Genomic DNA, 18,349 nt, shown 5'->3' on the forward strand with positions numbered 1-18,349 from the left:
AGGGTTTATTCTTACAAATAGATGCTGAAATAGATTTAACATAACTTGAAACAAAGAAATATGGAATCAAACTCTATTGCATCACAACGACTTTAAAGCAGTCATCAGCAAGCACACCCAGCCTGCGATAAATAACAGTCCGCCGATTGGTGTGATCGCTCCGAGCCATTTCATCCCAGTAAAGCAAAGCACATAAAGTGATCCTGAAAAGATCAGGATGCCGAAGGTCATGCTGTAGCCGGCATAATTGAGCCATTGGCTTTGAACCTTTGTCAGGAGCAAAGCAATCGCTAGCAATGCCAGTGTATGATAAAAATGGTACTGCACAGCCGTCTGGTAGGTTTCCAGTGTTCCTGCTTTGGTTAGTTTGTCTTTGAGTGCATGCGCCCCGAACGCCCCGAGTGATACGGCAAGTATTCCTGAGATGGAAGAGATGATGAGGAAGAGTTTATGCATTACTTCTGTTCGGTATAATATTCAGGGAAGGTGAACAGAATCAGATTAGGAGAAACATCCAGTTTGATTTCTGTTGCAGTGGTTTCAATGAGCCGGTCACCCAGCTTGGCTTTTCGTTTCAGCACCAGGCCATTCCACACCCAAAGCTCCTGGATAGCTTTTCCTTCAAACGTCCATACCTGACAGGTTTTGTCCATAAGTGTGGAGTCCGACTGCTGCTCTCCGCCCATGGAAAATAGAATTGCTTCAGAGACCTGATCAGGGCTTTTGTAGGATGCTTGCTGGCTCCATTTGAAATCTTTGCGTACCACATAGGTTGAGTCTTCCGGGTTCACCCGATAGATGAAATCTCCGTCCGTAATTTCATGAACATTCTGAGTGCTCGTGATGCCATAAAGCTCAAACGTCATCGTCTGCTGCTTCAGGCTGGTCCATCCATAGTCAGTGAAAACCATGACTTCTTCTCCTTCAGCATCCCCGGTGATTTCGTAGGTGATTTCTGCACTTTCAATGCTGTATTTTTTCAGGTCTTGAGCCCGCAATTCTTCGGCTGTTTTGGCTTGTCCAAAAACTAGCAGGGGGACGGAGAGTAGTGTGAATAGGGATGCTTTCATGACGGGTGCTTTGTTGATTATTTCAAAGATATAATAAAAAACCCCTGACAAGCGTCAGGGGTGTCAACCAGCTATAGTCAAAAATCCCTAGTCAGGGGATTATCTTAGGCGCGAGAGCTGACACTTGTTCAACTCGGCAACAATTTTTTTGAGCGTGTTTTCGGATGCATCTCTAAACCGCTCCAGTGCCAGTATTTCATTAGGCATTCCGGAAATCTGAAGTTTGAATTCTTCGTAGCTTCCAAACTGGTAGGCTCGCTGCAGGGTGTTGTACCAAATTACTTTCATCGTATGGTGGCTTTATGATTCGTATTTGACACGACTAAAGTCTGATAGTTTAATTTAAAATTCCTGCCAACCATCTTCTATTTCCTGCCATTCTGCAATTGCTGGAAAAATGGGCTGTTTTTGAAATAAATCAGACATTTCATTGATTGGGATCATAGTTTAATTCAGGATTAATGTGGACTTTCATCCCATCAAAAAAGGATAAGGTCATGTATGTAGCAGAGAAAAAACACTTGCACCCCAGGAGTTTCCATCACCGGATACGGGATGGAGCAGGGAGCTATTTCGATTCCAATCATTTCCTTGGTTTAGACCCCATGGATCATTCCAGATTTCAGGGTCTGTACCACGGAAAGAGACATACCAAGCACAACCTGGTTTTGGAGGCGGAAGATACCAACCATCTAATCAGCAATTGGTAACCTTTAGCTGATAGCTTCTCGGAATGGGTAGCCGAATCGTTTTTCGAATTGATTGGAAAACGAGCTGGCATTGCTCATGCCAATGATTTGTGCCGCTTCGGTCGCCGTTTTCACTTTATTGTTCTTCAGGTAGTTTTCCAGATACTGCCATCTCACTTCTTTGATCAACTCATAAGGGGTGAGACCTGAGATTTTTTTGATCATGCGATAGACTTTTCGCTCGCTGGCAGCCATTTCATCCGCCAGATCCAGAACGGAGAGATGCGGATCATCGATTCGCTTGATGATGAGAGTCTCCAGGCGGTGCATCACATTTCGCTCAAATTCCTCTACCGTCTCACCATAGAGTTTCGTCAAAGTTTGGCTACTATCCCAATCTCTGCCAAGTATGTTCTGGATTTTAGCCAGCAATTCCTCCTTGTCGAATGGCTTACTGATCACATCTTCGGCACCCTTGGATATCAGATCCAGTTTTTCCTTTTTGTCCGTTCTGGCGCTCACCACCATTACCGGTATTTTCTTCAGCTCCTTGTCATTTTTCAGATGATCTACCAGCTCAAATCCATCCATGTAGGGCATCATTAGGTCGGTAATGATGAGATCAATTTTTTCAGACTGAAGCAATTCCAAAGCATTGGCACCATTGGCAGCCAGATAAATCCGGAAGTTGGAGTTGAGGATGCTTTGCAAATAGGTGCGGAGCTCCTTGTGGTCTTCAACGATTAGGACTGCCTTAGCATTCTGATCAGCATTCTTGATGCCGGGAATTTGCAAGCGCTCACGCTCTTCCTGGAGGTCCATCCAGAGAGAATTTCGCGTCACTACATCCAGTGACCGTTCCGGGATAATTGCTTTGGAGACCCAATCGCTTTTCTTAAATGGAAACTGAATGGTGAAAACAGACCCTTCTTTTCCACTGGTTGCTTTAATGGTACCGCCATGCAATTCTACTAGTTCTTTGACCAGCGCCAGACCAATTCCAACTCCTGCTTGTGATGATTTAGCACTCGATGATTGATAGTAGCGATCAAAGATCAACTCCAGGCTTTCTTTAGGAATGCCCGGGCCGGAATCAGAGATAGAGATTTCTACATGAGAATTGACAGCATTTAACTCTACATCCACGGTTCCTTTTTCCGGTGTGAACTTGATGGCATTAGATAGGAGGTTGTAGATGATCTTTTCAAACTGATGTGGGTCGATTTGTAAGGTGGTTTCATCTTCTGCGTATGATGAAAATCGCAACTCAATGTTTTTGATGTCTGCGGCACTACTAAACATCTTGGTGAGCAAGCGCAGGTAAGGAACAATTTTAACATACTCTAAATCAAGTGTGACTTTTCCTTCCTCCAGTCTTGTCAAATCCATGATCTCATCAGCAAGGTAGAGCAGGCGCTTGCCATTTTTGATGCCCATATCTAGTAATTCCCTAGACTCCTTATCCAGGACCTCATAGTCACGCTCAGTGATTTTATCCAGCGAGCCAAGGATCAACGTAAGGGGAGACCTGAGGTCATGCGAGATGTTGGCGAAGAAGCGGGTCTTGGCCTGATCCAGCTCTTTTAGTTTTTCTGCCTGTGCTTCAATTTTCCTGAGCAGTTTTTTTCGTTCGTTGAGTTGCTTCCTAAAAAGCATCGCAATGATGATCAATAAGACTACAATGCTAATGATCGAAATGATCACTGTACTTTGAAAGCGGATTTGTTGGTTTTGAATTTGAGCTTCTTCCCTTAAAATGAGATTTTCCTTTTCTTTTAGTGCATTTTGAAACTTAGCCTCTGCTTCTTCAGCCGCCTGAAGAACCGACTTGGACAGTAAGGAATCTTTTAAAATGTCATATTCATCATAGTATTTAAATCCGGCTTCATAATTTCCGGATTTAGTTTCTATTCTGGAAAGTACCCTTAGCAGCTCAATCCTGTGGTCGAGCGAAGGGTTTTCCTCAAGTATATCAAGGCCTATCTTTCCATAAGTCCGGGCTTTATCAAATTGATTGAGGTTTAAGTAAATTTTGCAAAGAGTGACAATTGGGTGCAGGAGATTGGTTTGCTGACCAATTTCTCTTTTTAGATTGTACGAGGCTAATGTATAGTAGAGCGCAGAATCATACTTCTCTTCGCGGAGGTAAGTAATCCCCAGATTACCATAAATGGAAGAAAAGGTGGATTTGTTATCGCTAAGACTTCTTCCTTTGATTGATTTCATGAAAGAGGATCTGGCAGCTTCGTAATCTCCTTTTTTCATTTGCATCAGACCAATATTGTGCAAAATTCCTTTGGCCCTTGGATGAGCCGGTCCCATGATTTTCAATGCTTCATTTAAATAACTCAACGCCTTATCTACATTTCCTATTCCCTCATAAGCAAGTGCAAGATTACCCATAGTACCGGCAGCAGACATACTATCTCCTACTTCCAGTTTCAGTGCTATAGCTTTAGTGGTGTAGTAGATGGAAGAATCATATCTGCCTTGACTTTCAAAGGAGTTTCCCAGATTGGTATAGTTGGAAGCAATTCTCCTTTTGTCACCCAGGCTTTCGCTGATTTCAAGAGCTTGTCTCAATTCACTTACTCCAAAATCACCAATACCATTCTCATTTTTAGTGACACCAATGGTGGCCAATAATGTAGCCTGGAAAGCGGGATCCATTTGATTGGCAATTTCCAATCCCATTTTGCCATACATCAGTGCCGAATCAGCATTTACTCGTTTGTAAGTCCAGGCTAATTCATCCAGTACTCGCATGCGTAAGGAATCATCTGTAACAGTAGCAAGATCATTTTTCAGACTATCTAAAAACTGCCGAAGCTGAGCATCGGCTTGGCTAATCAGGAGAAATGTAATTAGCGTTAGAATTGATTTTTTTAGCATGCGTGCATTCACTTGTTCACTAATATAGAAAAAGCTCCCTTGAGATGTTCAAGAGAGCTTAGCTTCTACACGGTGTTTGCGTGATTTAGGTGGATTTCAATGTAAATGTATAAGTCTGGTTTTTAACAATTCTGCCAACCTGCTTCATTATCCTGCCAGTTTAGTCACATAGCCACCATTCCCCTCCAAGGAGGGGACTTTTCATTCATAGAATACTGCCACATCTTTCAATGGCTTCCTCTCCAGATCCGGAACATACACTTCATCCTTTGGATAACCGATGGGGAGTAGTAGGTATGGGCGCTCATTATCTGGTCTGTTTAGGATTTTAGTCAGGAAATTCATCGGAGAAGGTGTGTGAGTAAGTGTAACTAGTCCAGCCTTGTGAATAGCCGATATAATCATACCACAAGCAATGCCCACAGATTCGTTCACGTAGTAATTGTTGTTCTTTTCACCATCCACCATTTCGTAGACCCGCTTAAAAATCACAATCAGCCAGGGAGCTTCCTCCAAAAAAGGCTTGTTCCAATCCGTGCCAATGGGCTCCAAATCCTTCAACCAGCGTTCGCTCATCCGGCCATGATAGCTATCGTATTCCTCCTTTTCAGCGGCTTCACGAATGGCTTTCTTCATCTCCCGATTGGAAATCGCGCAGAAAGTCCAAGGCTGCTTGTGAGCCCCGGAGGGTGCGGTGGACCCGGCCATGATCAGGCTTTCGATCAATTCTTTGCTAACAGGCTTGTCCGAAATATCCCTAACCGTGCGCCTGGTATCGAGCCATTCATAGTAAGACTTGGCTCGCTCTTCCGCTTCCTTCAGGTCATACGTATCCCTTCGATAGGCTACATGCGGATGACCATTGATTTCCTTTTTCTCCATTACAATCCTAAAACTTCCACACCTTGTTCAAATACAATATCTACCGGGATATTCTGATCAGCCAGTCTGTCAAGTTCAGATTGTAATACTTCACCAATCTTGCCTTTCTCGGCAACCAACTGAGCTACTCCATCATAGTCTCCTTCACCTTGAAGTGTCAATATTTTTTCTGAAAGTGCGTCCATCGCTTCCCGCATCTTGTCAAAGTTTACCATGTATGTACCAGTCTCCTCGTCCTTTGCAAATGCGCCATACTCATTGAAGAAATTGAACCGGATCATATTGGCTTTGCCGTGCGAGCTGGCCGCTCCGAATCTTACGGATCGGAAGATTCCGGCCATGAAGGTCACATAGTAGTCATTGAGGTCGCCTTCGATTTCTCCTTTTTCATGAAGCTGGGTGATCATATAAAGACCAAGGATATCTGCCTTGCCTTCTTCCAGGGCAGATGAATGTTCTTTCAATGCACTTCGCACAGTTCCTTTTCCATTGATCGTGTTCTTGATGCCCAGGCCATGAGCTACTTCGTGAAACATGGTATTGCCAAAGAATGCATCGAACGTGATGTGTTTACGCTGATCGGGGTGGATCAACACATCCGCGATTGGTACAAGTATGTTGTCAAACTTGGCTTGCATGGCATTTTTTAGTTGCAATCTTCTGGAGCCTTTTGCTAACTGTACTTCTTCATCATTTGGAAGGTTGATGGCAATGGTCTTGGAGCCTGAGTTACAATCTCCGGCATAGTATACCACGTCATAAGCGTTCAGGTCTGCATCGGTACCAGGAGTTTCAGCTTTGTATTCATCTGCCACCGGCAGGCCAGCCTGCAGCTCAGGAAGGAAGTCAGCATACTTTGCAAGGCGCTCACTCCAGCTTTTATCTTTCACCAGCACATACGCCTCATGTGCTGCTTTATAATTGTAAAGCTTGTCTTCATAGTTCTCGATTGGGCCTACCACGAAATCCAAGCCATTGGTTTTCATGTCCATCCAGGCCATGTCACTTGGCTGATACTCATCATTCAGGAGTGCGTCTGCTCTCAGGCTTAGGTACTTTTTTAATCCTTCGTCTTCAGCCAGTTCAGCACATTGGCGCAACAGATCAGAAGCTCTTTGCACTTGCTCGGCAAACATTTCATAATACGGCACGGCGATAAGGTCTCCCTGCTCGTCTCTTCTTATGAATGTGTAAAGGCTGGTTTTTCCATCCAGATCAGCAGCTTCAAATTCTTCCCTGGTCATATCAGTAGGATAGTAGTTGGCTCCTTCCGGTTTTTCCCCAACTCCCTCTATAAAGGGCTCATTGTTCGCCAATCGATCCCATGGGCCATAGTTAATGTAGACATATTTCTTAGTGGCCGGGTCTGTAAGTGAAGCAAGCAGCGAATCCTTTTTCCCATAAGCCTCATACCAGAAAAGCTCGTCCATGATTTTGGACACCTCGATCATGAGAGGGATCATTTGCTTTTCGTTTTCGCTTAGTTGACTGATATCGGTAGTCAGCTTCACATTTTTATAAATATTCACTTTGGCCTCCATCGGAGAAGGCTCAGTCGTAGTTTCGGTTTCTTTCTGTTCAGGAGCAGTACATTGGCTCAGCAACAACAGACCAATGAAACTAATGCTTGGGATTTTCTTTATCATAGCTTTAATTGTTGGGTTTAGAGTCACCGAAGTTAAGAAGAATCTGCCTCGTATTTAAAGCCCTGCTTTCACTTCTTTATTTTCAATTAAATTGGTGGGCAAAGAAATTAACCTAAACTATGAAGAAGCTACTTTCCATTTTATCTTTTGGGGTTATTGCCTTTTCCTGCCAGCAGCAAACTGCAGAGGAAACCAATGCTCCATCCGTTTCTGAGGAATCCCTGAAGGCACACATTCATGTGCTGTCTTCAGACGATTTTCAAGGCAGAAAACCATTTACCGAAGGTGAAATAAAAACAGTCAACTATCTGGCTGATCAATTCAAATCTTATGGTTTGGAACCGGGTAATGGTGACTCTTATTCTCAGGAAGTACCAATGGTGGAACTAACAGCCATGCCATCTGAAACCATGACCATTTCGGGAGGTAGCGAAGATGTGGTGCTTAATGTGCTGGATGATTTTGTGGCTTACACAGAGCGAGTGGTTGAAGAGACCTCTTTGAATGCTTCTGAGCTGGTGTTTGCGGGCTATGGGGTTGTTGCGCCAGAGTATGGCTGGAATGATTACGAAGGATTGGATGTGAAAGGTAAAACGGTGATTGTGTTGGTAAACGATCCCGGGTTTGCTTCCGGGGATTCCACCTTTTTCAAAGGAGAGACCATGACTTACTACGGTCGGTGGACGTACAAATTTGAGGAAGCGGCCAGACAAGGAGCCGCGGGATGCCTCATTATTCACGAGACCGTTCCGGCAGGATACCCTTGGCTGGTGGTAAGAAATTCCTGGTCGGGAGCAAGTCTGTATCTGGATCAATCAGGAGAAAATTTCCAACCAGATGTACTTGGATGGATTACCAGGGATGCAGCTATCAGAATCTTTGAGGCTTCAGGTCAGGATATGAAAAACTATGGGGAGATGTCCAGAAGTGTGGATTTTAAGCCATTTAGTTTGGGACTGAATGCCACCGTGACTGTGAAAAACAAAATCAAACGAGATCAATCCAAGAACGTCATTGCAAAGATCACCGGAACGGAACGACCGGATGAATATGTGATCTACTCTGCACACTGGGATCATCTGGGTATCGGCCAGGAGATCGATGGAGATAGTATCTACAATGGCGCTCATGATAATGCATCAGGTACTGCCACTATGCTCGGAATTGCTGAGGCAATGTCTAAAATGAAAACTAAGCCAAAGCGGACAGTGGTATTCCTTGCTGTGACTGCAGAGGAGCAAGGCTTGCTTGGCTCCAAGCATTACGCACAAAACCCAATTTATCCACCATCTCAAACGGTGGCCAACATCAATATGGATGGCATCACGGCCTGGGGACCGATGAAAGACCTGACGGTTGTTGGGTATGGACAGTCTGAGCTGGAAGATATTGCAGAGGATGTTGCTCAGACTCAGGGCAGGTACATCATTCCTGATCCTGATCCTGGGAAAGGGTATTTCTTCCGATCCGATCATTTCCAGTTTGCCAAGGTGGGAATCCCTGCACTTTATGCTTCCGGATCCTATGAGCACATGACCAAAGGCGTGGATTATATCGACAGCCTGAACCAGATTTACCTGAACACCCAATATCACCGTCCGCAGGATGAGTATGATCCGTCTTACTGGACATTTGACGGTATGGCGCTGGATGGTAATTTGTTAATGGAGGTAGGTCTGAGAGTTGCCAACTCTGAGGACTGGCCCGCATGGAAAGATGGCTCAGAGTTTAAGTCCATTCGGGAGAATAGTATGAAATAGCAACCTTATAGTGTCATCCTGAGTGAAACGAAGGATCTTATCTTTTGAAAATAAATCCTTCACTTCGCCTGCCTGTAGCAGGCAGGTTCAGTATGACATTCTTTAAAATGATTTATCTATGAAAAACCTGATCCTAACCCTGACCATTTCTGCTTTTGTTTTTGGCTGCCAGCATAGCCATGAACATACACATGATAAGCCCACAGAGACCGTAGAGCTTTATGATTATGATGTGGAGGAGAAGATTGCTTCAATGGGCATTGTCCTCAAGGAGCCGCCTGCCCCGGTTGCCAATTATGTCAATGCTGTTCGGACTCAGAATCTGGTTTTCCTTGCCGGGAAAGGCCCTAATCTTCCCGAAGGGGGATATGTGACTGGAAAGGTGGGCATAGATCTGACTATTGAGGAAGGCTATGAAGCTGCCAAGCTGGTGGCTCAGGCACAGCTCTCTGCACTAAAGGCTGAGATCGGCGACCTAAACAAGGTGGTGAGAATAGTGAAGGTGCTTGGCATGGTCAATTGTGCACCTGATTTCGGAAACCAACCGGAAGTGATCAATGGCTTCTCAGATACCTTGGTGGAAGTATTTGGTGAGCGGGGCAAGCACGCTCGGGCAGCAGTCGGGATGGGTTCCTTGCCACGAAACATTGCCGTGGAGATAGAGATGATCGTGGAGGTGCAGGAGTAAAAGTCTGGTTTTTTACTATTTTGCTGATAAATCACATAGCCATGATAAAAACTACGATCGCTGCAGCATTGCTTTTGGTGTCTTTTTTGACTTTTTCTCAGGAACATAGTCGGGAGGAGAAAAACAAGCATTTTTCCCATGAAATGGGAAGCTATACTGACCCACGCGACGGTCAGACTTACGAAACCATCACGTTCATCAGGGAGCACCACGGCGCATTTATCAAGCGAACATGGTTTGCTGAGAATGTAAAATTTAAAGTGCCAGGCTCCAAGGTTTATAATAATACAGAGGAATATGCCGGCACCTTTGGCCGACTTTACAATTATGAACAAGCTAATCTTGCTTGCCCGGAAGGGTGGCATGTCCCCACCATCCATGAGTGGCAGCACTTGCTTCATTTTTTTGGAGGGTGGCATCATTCAGGGAAGTTTTTGATCGAAGGAAAGGAAAGTGACATGGATATGCTTTTTGGGGGATTTGGTCAACCTGATGGAGAATTCAAAGGAATCGGCGAGCATGGAAACTGGTGGGACAATGAGCTGAAGGATAGTAATTCTGCCGGTATCATCACCCTGAAAAAGGATGACCAAAATATCTACCATTCCAAGGTAGGAGATAGCTATTATTTAAGTTGCAGATGCGTGCAATTTCATAATTGATGAAGAATGAGAGGGTGAGAAATATTCTCAGTTCATTTCTACTAGTGCCTCTTTTTTTATTTGGGCAGACGGCTGACTCGCTGGATAGCAAGAACTCATTTGCCGTATTTCCGGTGATTAGCTATGCCCCTGAAACGAGCCTGCAATTGGGAGCGGTGGGGATTCTGGTATTGAAAAAGGAGTCAGATTCCGCGTCAGGGTTTAATCGTCAATCTTCCATAGCACCCCTTTTCATTTATACACTGAAAAAGCAGTCCATAGCCTCCATAAGCATTGATAATTATTTCTCTAATGGTCAGAACCTTGTTGCCAAGGTTCGGTATTTCAACTTTCCCGACTCCTATTTCGGGATTGGCAACAGCAACGATCCTGATGTTTCCGAGAAATACACAAATAGTTTTTTTCAGATAGAGGGACAGTTTTTACATCCCGTGAATGATCGAATATTTTTTGGAGTGGCGTATGATGCGCATTTCACTACCTTAAGAAAAGTAATCCCAGGCGGCCTGATCGACACAGATAATCCTACTGGTAGAGAGGGGGGCAACTTGTTCGGTATTGGTCCGGCTTTTCGGTACGATACACGGGACTATACCATCTATCCGACGGAAGGATATTTCATCTCAAGCAGAGTAGTGTTTAATGGCATAGGTGATTTTAGTTATGCCAGATATGTGGCGGATTTCAGGAAATATATCAGTGTGGTGAATAAAGAAAACATCATCGCATTTCAGTTTCAAACACAGCTTACATTTGGATCGGATGTTCCGTTTTACAAGCTGCCTCAGTTGGGCGGAGACGAGCGATTGAGGGGCATTGCCAATGCCAGCCTTTATCGTGATCGACAGCTTGCTTACACGCAGGTGGAGTATCGTAGGCCACTTTTCTGGCGATTCGGGATGACTGTTTTTGCCGGGGTTGGGGATGTGGCTTATGATATCAATGACTTTAATCTACCTGAGTTTAAATATGTGGTAGGAGTGGGGGGCAGGTTGGCCATCATTCCGGAGCGCAAGCTCAATGCACGCTTAGATATCGGGTTGGGCAGGGGAGGCCAGACCGGAATCTACATCGGGGTAAGCGAGGCATTCTAAACGAAGAAGCGTCTTTCGGCCCCTCTTCTTATTTCATTATTCACTTCTTAAACTCACCACCGGATTTCTCAGTGCTGCTTTGACAGACTGCCATGAGATGGTTAATATTCCCAGCATCAATGCAATGAACCCTCCAAGTGCAAAGGGTACCCAACTAACCTCAATGCGATAGGCGTAATCTGAAAGCCAATCCTTTGAGATGTAGTAGGCAATGGGAGATGCGATCACAAAAGCAATGAGGATCGGCTTGGCAAAATTTTGGGAAAGCAGGCGTGTGATGCTGCTCACCGAAGCTCCAAGTACCCTGCGAATGCCGATTTCCTTCGTTCTTCGCTCTGCAGTGAAAATGGACAACCCATAAAGACCCAGACATGAAATGAACATGGCCAGAATAGTGAAGACCAATACCGCTTTGGAAAGCACTTTCTCACGCTCCACAAGTCTGGCGAAGTTTTCATCCAGAAAATAATAGCTAGGCTCTCCTTTGGCACCCATTGATGCCCAAATGTTGTTGAGGTCGGCAATCAGCTCATGGGACTTCTCCCCGGAAAACTTGATGGAAAGATTATTGGCTGAACCTTTAGCCAATTTTAGCATGGCTGGACCAACTTCTTTTTTTAGCGACTCATAATTGAAATCGCTGATCACCCCGATGATCCTATAGGCACCATCACTCACTGTTTTCCCTACCGGATTTTCCAGTTCCAATTCTGCCACAGCCGATTCATTGATGATCATAGCAGCCGTATCAGAAGCAATGTCCTCGTCGAAATTGCGACCCTCCAAAAGCCGGAATCCTAAACAGTCCATCAAGTCTTCATCACCTGAAAATTGCTGAATGTACACTTCTTTCTTTTCATCGTTGGTTACAGAGGATATAGAAAGGGTATTGCTATTTGCCGGCATTCTCTGGTTGATACTCACCGCTTCAACATAGGATTTTCTCAGCAGTTCTTCTTTTAATATCTGGGCATTCAATGTTTGATCCCGCATGATTTCCACTACCATCACATTGTCTATGTCAAAGCCCATGTCTTTGTTTTCGATGTAGCTGAGCTGATTATAAATGAAGATTGCCACGATGAGCAGGCAGATGGAGATGGAAAACTGGAAAAGCACCAGGCCATTTCGGAGCATCCCTTTTTCTCCTGTCTCCAGGTTTCCTTTTAGCACGTGCACCGCTTTGAATCTGGTGATGTAAAGTGCGGGATAAGAGCCCGCTGCAACACCGAGCAAAACCGCCCCTAGATAGATGATTATAAACTGCTCCGGGTTTCCAAAAAGCGTGGATAGTAGTTCCAGTCCTGTGATCTTCTCAAAAATCATTAGGAAGATCTCTCCCACGCCAATGGCTAGCGTCACAGCAATGAGGCAAACCAAAACGGACTCCATCGTAAACTGCATGATCAGTTCGGCCCGATTGGTGCCCAGTGATTTTCGGATGCCTACTTCCTTTGCTCGGGTGGTAGCTCGCGCGGTAGAGATATTGATGAAGTTGATACTTGCTAGCACAAGAATAAGGAGTGCAATGCCAGCAAAAACATCTGTGGTTTGTTTGCTTCCTGTGGATGAAGGCTCGAATTTCTGCTCTGACTGAAGGTGGATATCTGTGATCATCATCGGTAGGAAGATGTATGAACCACTTGCTTTGAATTCATCCAGCTGCACATCGGGGGCAAACATAGACTGGATTTCAGCTTGCTGCTCTTCCAGAATTTCGGCCAGTCGCACAGCAGGGTTTTCACCCTTCATTTTTACGTACTGATAAGATGAAGCAGAAGCCCAGTTTCCTGTGTTTGGTGCCTCCATCGAAAAGAACATATTTGCTGGGATATGTGATCGATTCGATCCATCAATTACTCCGGTGATTTTATAGGTGCGGGTATCGTCCTTCGCCTCAAGTACACGTCCCAACACATCCGTTTTACCGAACAGTTTCATGGCGGCTTCTTCGGTTAGTACCACCGTGTTTGGCTCATCAAGAGCAGTAGCGGGATCACCCTGCAAAAAAGGGTAAGAGAAAACTTTGAAGAAATTTTTATCTCCTTTGAAGCCTCGCTCTATAGTGATTTCCTGATTTTCTACCAAGAAAGTCAGATCCCCTTTGGAACCCATAGAAGTTACATATTCCACGTCTGAGTACGCACTTAGCTTCTCATGCAAAATCTCCGGACCTACGGCCAGATTTCCAATGTTGAAGAAGTTGACCCCTACCCGAAAAATTCTGTCTGAATCCTGAAAATGCATGTCATAGCTGTATTCCTGATGCACCCAGATGCCGATGATCAGTGTGCAGGCCAGCCCCACGGTAAGCCCGAAAATGTTCACAAATGAATAGGTAAAGTGCTTCTTCAGATTGCGAAGCGAAACGAGCAGATAGTTCTTTAGCATTGTAAGTTGAGTTTTGACCTAGACCAAATATCTAAATTAAGTGCCTGATCTTAAAGAATTTAAGAATCTTTAACAGAGCTACACTACTCAAAAATCCGCTCATAAAAATATACCAGGCCATGTGGCTGTTCCTCATTAGGATAGTACAGAATACCCTCGATTTGCCCAATCCATTCCCCTTCCAGTATGTAGTGATAGTTTATGGAGTTTAGCTCTTTGCCATTTTTGAAAGTTTTCTCTACCAGTAGATTGTTTTCCATGAGTTTCTCTGAGATATCTGATGTTAGGAAATTTTTTTGACCGTTTAGTCCATAGGAATAGTTAATGGCATTTCTAAAGCCATTCTTCTTCAGGATGAACTGTTTGTGAATGTTCTTTTCCAGGCTGGTCTCATTGTGGAAGGTCTCCTGATATTCGTTGATGATGATTTCACTGCTGTTATATGTGACCTTGTTGAGGATTAAGAATTTAAGTTCTCCACTATACAGTTTTCGTTCATAAATTCCTTTTTCTACGATTCTACCCTGATTGTCATATTTGGTTCTGAGGGCATACTTATCATTTTCACTATCAATCACTGTTTGGACCAAAAGTCCATCAACCATTTGGTATTTATACTCATTATTTATTCTGAAGGTACCATCGTTGCGTAGAATGGTTTCCTCCGAAATTCGTCTATCCCCAAATGCTGTAGCAAAAGTTCTGGTAAAAGTGTGCCCGGTTTTCGAACTATTCTCAAATGTGTTTACTGACTCAAAAACCGTTTTATCGCCAGTTTTATAGGTTTTTATAAAAGAGGTCATAATCGAGTTAGGGTCAAGTCTGTTTTTTGTGGTGATGAGATTAGTAATATACTGATCCGACATCCCACGGCTATACAAAAATTGCATGTAAAGATTAGGTTCATTATCCCTTGCATTTTCTCGTTCGATAAAATGAAGCGTATCCTCTGAGTAATAATATTGATGACTGATACGATACTCCTGCTTTTTATTCAGACGATTATTTTTGTAGTAGAACACTGCAGAATCTGCTATCTCGCTCATAAATATAGGTTGAGCAGCTTTGTTTGAAAGTGCGGAGAAACTCCTCCTTCTATCCTCTTCCTTTACCGTAATCTTATCATATCCTGTGATGTAATACTCTTCAGAAATGGCATCTCTTGAGTATAGATGTCGGCTTTCATTTTCCAGTAAGTCATCCAGTAATCCATACAATTCATTCTCTTTTGGAGTTTGAGCCTGGCTGGTGAGTAAAAACAAAAAGGATAGGAGCTGAAGAAATCTTCGTAAGTTCATCATAATAAAAAGTTAGGTTTGAATCCTTAAAATAATGAAGGATTTGAATCCAGAAGGTTTGATGGGGAAATTGTCTTGGATTTCCTGACGGATATTATCGAAATCGCTGATTTTTATCCTAATTCCCGATTATGGAAGCATCCATCTTCGCGCTTAATACTAAAGTAACTATGGGCCAAATGACCAAAACTCCTGAAGAAGCAGTATCCATCATCGAATCCGGAGAGGCCGTATTCATCCACACAGCAGGGGCTACCCCGCAGCGACTGGTGAAAGCGCTTTCCAGCAGGGGAGATGAGCTTCGGGATGTCACGATCTACGAGATGCACACGGAGGGTGTGGCACATTACATCGAGGAGCAATATCGGGATGCTTTCCATGTAAAGGCACTATTTATCGGCCCTAATATTCGCAAAGCAGTCAACGCTGGTTATGCGGATTTTATTCCAAGCTTTTTCAGTGAAGTGCCCATGATGTTTCGCAGTGGTGTGCTGCCGGTGGATGTGGCGCTCATTCAGGTTTCTCCTCCTGACAAGCATGGCTATTGTTCGCTGGGCATTTCGGTAGAGACCACCAAAGCTGCCGTAGATGTGGCTAAAAAAGTCATTGCACAGATCAATCCACGAATGCCTCGGACGCACGGTGACGGACTTTTGCACATCAGCCGGTTTGATCGATGTGTGGAATTTGAAGAGGAACTGCCAGAAATTCCGCCTCATACCCTCACCGACGAGGAGCGACGAATCGGGCAGCATGTGGCGGGTATTATAGAGGATGGAGCCACCTTGCAAATGGGGATTGGCGCAATACCGGATGCGGTGCTTTCCTGTCTGGGCAACCATAAAGATCTGGGTGTGCATACGGAGATGTTTTCGGATGGCATCTTGCCGCTGGTGGAGAGTGGGGTGATCAACAACCGACTGAAAACCAGACACCCCGGAGTGATCGTTTCGGGCTTCCTTCTGGGCTCTCGCAAGCTCTATGATTTTGTGGATGACAACCCTGTGGTGAGGATGCTGGATATCCAGTATGTGAACGATACGGCGGTGATCCGACGCATGCCTAAGATGACAAGTATCAACAGTGCGATAGAAATAGACATCACAGGCCAGGTGTGTGCCGATTCTATAGGCACCCGCATTTACAGCGGAGTAGGGGGACAGATGGACTTCATCCGTGGGGCCTCTCTCTCTCCGGGAGGCAAGCCGATCATTGCGTTACCTTCTAGCACCTCGCGTGGAGAGTCCAAGATCGTGCCGATGCTGAAGCCGGGAGCTGGAGTGGTGACAACAAGAGCGCACGTACACTATGTAGCCACTGAGTTTGGCATAGCAGACTTGTATGGAAAGCACCTGCGCGAACGGGCAAAACTGCTGATAGAGATATCACACCCCGACCATCAGGAGACCCTGGAGCGAGCAGCTTTTGAGAGGTTTGGGAGGTTGTAGCGGATTAATCGTTTACAACCCCCTCAAATGATTTGCCAGGCGCATGCTGAAACTGGCACCAACAGGTATTTCAGTTTTACCGATTAGCACCGTCTCCTTTTGAATACTGGTGAGTTTTCTCAGATTAACAATGAATGAACGGTGCACCTGTAAGAAATAGTCTGGAAGATGATCCAGTGATTCCTGGGTGGATTCCCGGGCTATAATCCTGGTAGTGTCCGTATGGTAAGTGATGTAATTGCCGTCTTTTTCCAAGTATAGGATGTCTTCCGGCTTCACAAGGTGGATAGTGGCCCCACTTTTTATCTGGATCACTATTGACCCATGCACTTGCCCGGACTCTTTCTTGGTAAGTACCTTGCTCATGGCCTGGGTGAGGCGTTCCAGCGAGATGGGCTTGAGGAGATAATCAATTGCCTGTACTTCGTAGCTCTCTACCGCATATTCGGAGTAGGCTGTCGTGAAAATCAAATTTGTTTGCCTGTTGATCATTTTGGATAGAGATATGCCCGATATGTGTGGCATGTTAATGTCCAGGAAAATCAGATCCACATGCTCAGTGGAAAGAAACTCAAAAGCTTTCAGTCCATTACGAAATGTGCTCACCAGCTCTACACCGCTGAAATGCTGCAGGTAGCTTTTCAGTAGCTCTATTGCTTTGGGTTCATCATCTACGATTATCGCTTTCATTCAGTCTCAAGTTTGAGGTCAACGAAGAAGTCAGGTTGGTCTTTGATTTCCAGTTTATACCTGTTCGGGTAGACAATATCAAGTCTTTTTTCGATTGATGAAATGCCTGTCCCCATGCCTTTTAGTGCGGGGATAGTCGCATGATCGTTCCTCATCGTAAAATGAACCAGGTTTTCCAGTTCCAGATTAAAGCACAAATCGATATGCATTTGCTTCTCAGGCTCAGTCCCGTATTTAAACGCATTTTCCACAAAGGGAATAAACAAACCAGGCTCTACCGGCTGGCCTGTATATTCGCCCTTTACTTCAAAGTTGAATGTCACTTCATTCGCCTCAAACCGGTGGAGCTGTAGTGATACATAGTTTCGAAGAAACCCGATCTCTCTTTGGATGGGCACCTTGTCGGATTTGGTTTCCTCGATGACATACCGCAGGAGGTGGGATAGCTGCTCAAAAGATTGAGCCAGTTTGGGGGACGTCTTTTGATCTACCATCGAGAGAAAATTATTAAGCGCATTGAACAGAAAGTGGGGCTGTAGTTGATTGCGAAGCAGGGAAAGCTCCGCCTGTTTTTTTTCTACTTCAAGTTGCCGCTGGTGTTGCTCAGCCTGCACCCATACCAACGCAAACCCATAGGCCGTGGAAATGGTGAAATAGAACAGAATGATGCCAGACAAAAGTGAGAATGGGAGCATAAAAGGCATATGGTCATAGATCACAAAGCGATCCAGTGTTAATACCAAAGCGATTGTTGCCATTAATAGGATCATTGAACGAATGGTAGCAACTCTCTTTTGGCCTGGCTTAAGATATTTCCTCACGTTCCATAGATTAAGATAAAACGTGAGGGCAGATATGCCGATGTAGGTCATCAATTTGATCATCAGCATTGGATTTCTCACGGTCTTGACTGTCTCCACGTCATTGATGATTTCTATTTCTTGTCGCTCAATGGAAAATCCACTGGCTATTAGCCAACCAGTGGCCAGCCAGAAGAGAAGATTGAGGCTGATGGACTTCCATGACAAATGCATTAATCAAAATTAAACCTCAGCAGTCGTTCGATTACTCAAGTGGTACGAACTCATGCAATATTGGTACGAATAGAGGTAAATCGGCTTAACAACTTTTTTCAGGCA

General features: G+C 44.6%; 16 protein-coding genes. 6 read left to right on the forward strand and 10 right to left on the reverse strand.

The window, feature by feature from the left end; all coding sequences use genetic code 11:
* Window positions 1–81 precede the first annotated feature (81 nt).
* The 3 genes from RLN88_RS13325 to RLN88_RS13335 all read right to left on the reverse strand — a co-directional run bounded on the left by RLN88_RS13325 (window position 82) and on the right by RLN88_RS13335 (window position 1,358).
* Entirely contained in the window at window positions 82–456 is a 375-nt protein-coding gene (locus RLN88_RS13325) for a DUF423 domain-containing protein (RefSeq protein WP_350221903.1), read from the reverse strand.
* Window positions 456–1,070 carry a hypothetical protein gene (locus tag RLN88_RS13330; RefSeq protein WP_350221904.1) on the reverse strand — a complete coding sequence of 205 codons (615 nt, stop codon included), beginning with the start codon at window positions 1,068–1,070 and terminating at the stop codon, window positions 456–458. Before RLN88_RS13330 ends, RLN88_RS13325 begins: the two co-directional genes overlap by 1 nt.
* Window positions 1,071–1,169: 99 nt before the next feature.
* Entirely contained in the window at window positions 1,170–1,358 is a 189-nt protein-coding gene (locus RLN88_RS13335) for a hypothetical protein (protein ID WP_350221905.1), read from the reverse strand.
* 173 nt (window positions 1,359–1,531) lie between these two features.
* On the opposite strand from RLN88_RS13335, the gene RLN88_RS13340 reads away from it, so the two are divergent.
* A complete protein-coding gene (locus RLN88_RS13340; protein WP_350221906.1) occupies window positions 1,532–1,780 on the forward strand; it encodes a hypothetical protein in 249 nt (82 codons plus the stop codon).
* 3 nt (window positions 1,781–1,783) lie between these two features.
* On the opposite strand, the gene RLN88_RS13345 is transcribed toward RLN88_RS13340, so the two are convergent.
* The 3 genes from RLN88_RS13345 to RLN88_RS13355 all read right to left on the reverse strand — a co-directional run bounded on the left by RLN88_RS13345 (window position 1,784) and on the right by RLN88_RS13355 (window position 7,179).
* Window positions 1,784–4,651, reverse strand: coding sequence for an ATP-binding protein (locus tag RLN88_RS13345; RefSeq protein ID WP_350221907.1), 2,868 nt, complete (start codon window positions 4,649–4,651; stop codon window positions 1,784–1,786).
* A gap of 201 nt (window positions 4,652–4,852) precedes the next feature.
* Window positions 4,853–5,533, reverse strand: coding sequence for a nitroreductase family protein (locus RLN88_RS13350; RefSeq protein WP_350221908.1), 681 nt, complete (start codon window positions 5,531–5,533; stop codon window positions 4,853–4,855).
* Window positions 5,533–7,179, reverse strand: coding sequence for a DUF8614 domain-containing protein (locus tag RLN88_RS13355; protein WP_350221909.1), 1,647 nt, complete (start codon window positions 7,177–7,179; stop codon window positions 5,533–5,535). Before RLN88_RS13355 ends, RLN88_RS13350 begins: the two co-directional genes overlap by 1 nt.
* A gap of 119 nt (window positions 7,180–7,298) precedes the next feature.
* Between RLN88_RS13355 and RLN88_RS13360 the strand changes: the two genes are divergently transcribed.
* The 4 genes from RLN88_RS13360 to RLN88_RS13375 all read left to right on the forward strand — a co-directional run bounded on the left by RLN88_RS13360 (window position 7,299) and on the right by RLN88_RS13375 (window position 11,383).
* On the forward strand, window positions 7,299–8,939 hold the full coding sequence (locus RLN88_RS13360) for a M28 family metallopeptidase (RefSeq protein ID WP_350221910.1): 1,641 nt from the start codon (window positions 7,299–7,301) through the stop codon (window positions 8,937–8,939).
* A gap of 118 nt (window positions 8,940–9,057) precedes the next feature.
* On the forward strand, window positions 9,058–9,627 hold the full coding sequence (locus tag RLN88_RS13365) for a RidA family protein (RefSeq protein WP_350221911.1): 570 nt from the start codon (window positions 9,058–9,060) through the stop codon (window positions 9,625–9,627).
* A 41-nt stretch (window positions 9,628–9,668) separates the two neighbouring features.
* Complete coding sequence (locus tag RLN88_RS13370; RefSeq protein WP_350221912.1) at window positions 9,669–10,289, forward strand: FISUMP domain-containing protein; 621 nt, start codon at window positions 9,669–9,671, stop codon at window positions 10,287–10,289.
* On the forward strand, window positions 10,289–11,383 hold the full coding sequence (locus RLN88_RS13375) for a BamA/TamA family outer membrane protein (RefSeq protein ID WP_350221913.1): 1,095 nt from the start codon (window positions 10,289–10,291) through the stop codon (window positions 11,381–11,383). The genes RLN88_RS13370 and RLN88_RS13375 overlap by 1 nt, the downstream gene beginning before the upstream one ends.
* A gap of 36 nt (window positions 11,384–11,419) precedes the next feature.
* On the opposite strand, the gene RLN88_RS13380 is transcribed toward RLN88_RS13375, so the two are convergent.
* On the reverse strand, window positions 11,420–13,774 hold the full coding sequence (locus tag RLN88_RS13380; protein WP_350221914.1) for an ABC transporter permease: 2,355 nt from the start codon (window positions 13,772–13,774) through the stop codon (window positions 11,420–11,422).
* An 83-nt stretch (window positions 13,775–13,857) separates the two neighbouring features.
* On the reverse strand, window positions 13,858–15,075 hold the full coding sequence (locus RLN88_RS13385) for a hypothetical protein (protein ID WP_350221915.1): 1,218 nt from the start codon (window positions 15,073–15,075) through the stop codon (window positions 13,858–13,860).
* Between the two features lie 128 nt (window positions 15,076–15,203).
* Here RLN88_RS13385 and RLN88_RS13390 point away from each other — a divergent pair, with 128 nt between their 5' ends.
* A complete protein-coding gene (locus tag RLN88_RS13390) occupies window positions 15,204–16,520 on the forward strand; it encodes an acetyl-CoA hydrolase/transferase family protein (RefSeq protein ID WP_350221916.1) in 1,317 nt (438 codons plus the stop codon).
* A gap of 12 nt (window positions 16,521–16,532) precedes the next feature.
* Here RLN88_RS13390 and RLN88_RS13395 read toward each other — a convergent pair whose 3' ends face one another.
* Window positions 16,533–17,210: a LytR/AlgR family response regulator transcription factor gene (locus tag RLN88_RS13395; protein ID WP_350221917.1), complete on the reverse strand. Its 678-nt coding sequence runs from the start codon at window positions 17,208–17,210 to the stop codon at window positions 16,533–16,535.
* Entirely contained in the window at window positions 17,207–18,244 is a 1,038-nt protein-coding gene (locus tag RLN88_RS13400) for a sensor histidine kinase (protein ID WP_350221918.1), read from the reverse strand. Before RLN88_RS13400 ends, RLN88_RS13395 begins: the two co-directional genes overlap by 4 nt.
* Window positions 18,245–18,349: the final 105 nt, after the last annotated feature.

Source organism: Ekhidna sp. (assembly GCF_040223195.1).
Taxonomy (GTDB): domain Bacteria; phylum Bacteroidota; class Bacteroidia; order Cytophagales; family Cyclobacteriaceae; genus Ekhidna.

What these genes read in the sequence shown, in the direction of transcription:
- RLN88_RS13325 (WP_350221903.1), bottom strand. Translation starts at nt 456, where the DNA reads ATGCATAAACTCTTCCTCATCATCTCTTCCATCTCAGGAATACTTGCC.
- RLN88_RS13330 (WP_350221904.1), bottom strand. Translation starts at nt 1,070, where the DNA reads ATGAAAGCATCCCTATTCACACTACTCTCCGTCCCCCTGCTAGTTTTT.
- RLN88_RS13335 (WP_350221905.1), bottom strand. Translation starts at nt 1,358, where the DNA reads ATGAAAGTAATTTGGTACAACACCCTGCAGCGAGCCTACCAGTTTGGA.
- RLN88_RS13340 (WP_350221906.1), top strand. Translation starts at nt 1,532, where the DNA reads ATGTGGACTTTCATCCCATCAAAAAAGGATAAGGTCATGTATGTAGCA.
- RLN88_RS13345 (WP_350221907.1), bottom strand. Translation starts at nt 4,651, where the DNA reads ATGCTAAAAAAATCAATTCTAACGCTAATTACATTTCTCCTGATTAGC.
- RLN88_RS13350 (WP_350221908.1), bottom strand. Translation starts at nt 5,533, where the DNA reads ATGGAGAAAAAGGAAATCAATGGTCATCCGCATGTAGCCTATCGAAGG.
- RLN88_RS13355 (WP_350221909.1), bottom strand. Translation starts at nt 7,179, where the DNA reads ATGATAAAGAAAATCCCAAGCATTAGTTTCATTGGTCTGTTGTTGCTG.
- RLN88_RS13360 (WP_350221910.1), top strand. Translation starts at nt 7,299, where the DNA reads ATGAAGAAGCTACTTTCCATTTTATCTTTTGGGGTTATTGCCTTTTCC.
- RLN88_RS13365 (WP_350221911.1), top strand. Translation starts at nt 9,058, where the DNA reads ATGAAAAACCTGATCCTAACCCTGACCATTTCTGCTTTTGTTTTTGGC.
- RLN88_RS13370 (WP_350221912.1), top strand. Translation starts at nt 9,669, where the DNA reads ATGATAAAAACTACGATCGCTGCAGCATTGCTTTTGGTGTCTTTTTTG.
- RLN88_RS13375 (WP_350221913.1), top strand. Translation starts at nt 10,289, where the DNA reads ATGAAGAATGAGAGGGTGAGAAATATTCTCAGTTCATTTCTACTAGTG.
- RLN88_RS13380 (WP_350221914.1), bottom strand. Translation starts at nt 13,774, where the DNA reads ATGCTAAAGAACTATCTGCTCGTTTCGCTTCGCAATCTGAAGAAGCAC.
- RLN88_RS13385 (WP_350221915.1), bottom strand. Translation starts at nt 15,075, where the DNA reads ATGATGAACTTACGAAGATTTCTTCAGCTCCTATCCTTTTTGTTTTTA.
- RLN88_RS13390 (WP_350221916.1), top strand. Translation starts at nt 15,204, where the DNA reads ATGGAAGCATCCATCTTCGCGCTTAATACTAAAGTAACTATGGGCCAA.
- RLN88_RS13395 (WP_350221917.1), bottom strand. Translation starts at nt 17,210, where the DNA reads ATGAAAGCGATAATCGTAGATGATGAACCCAAAGCAATAGAGCTACTG.
- RLN88_RS13400 (WP_350221918.1), bottom strand. Translation starts at nt 18,244, where the DNA reads ATGCATTTGTCATGGAAGTCCATCAGCCTCAATCTTCTCTTCTGGCTG.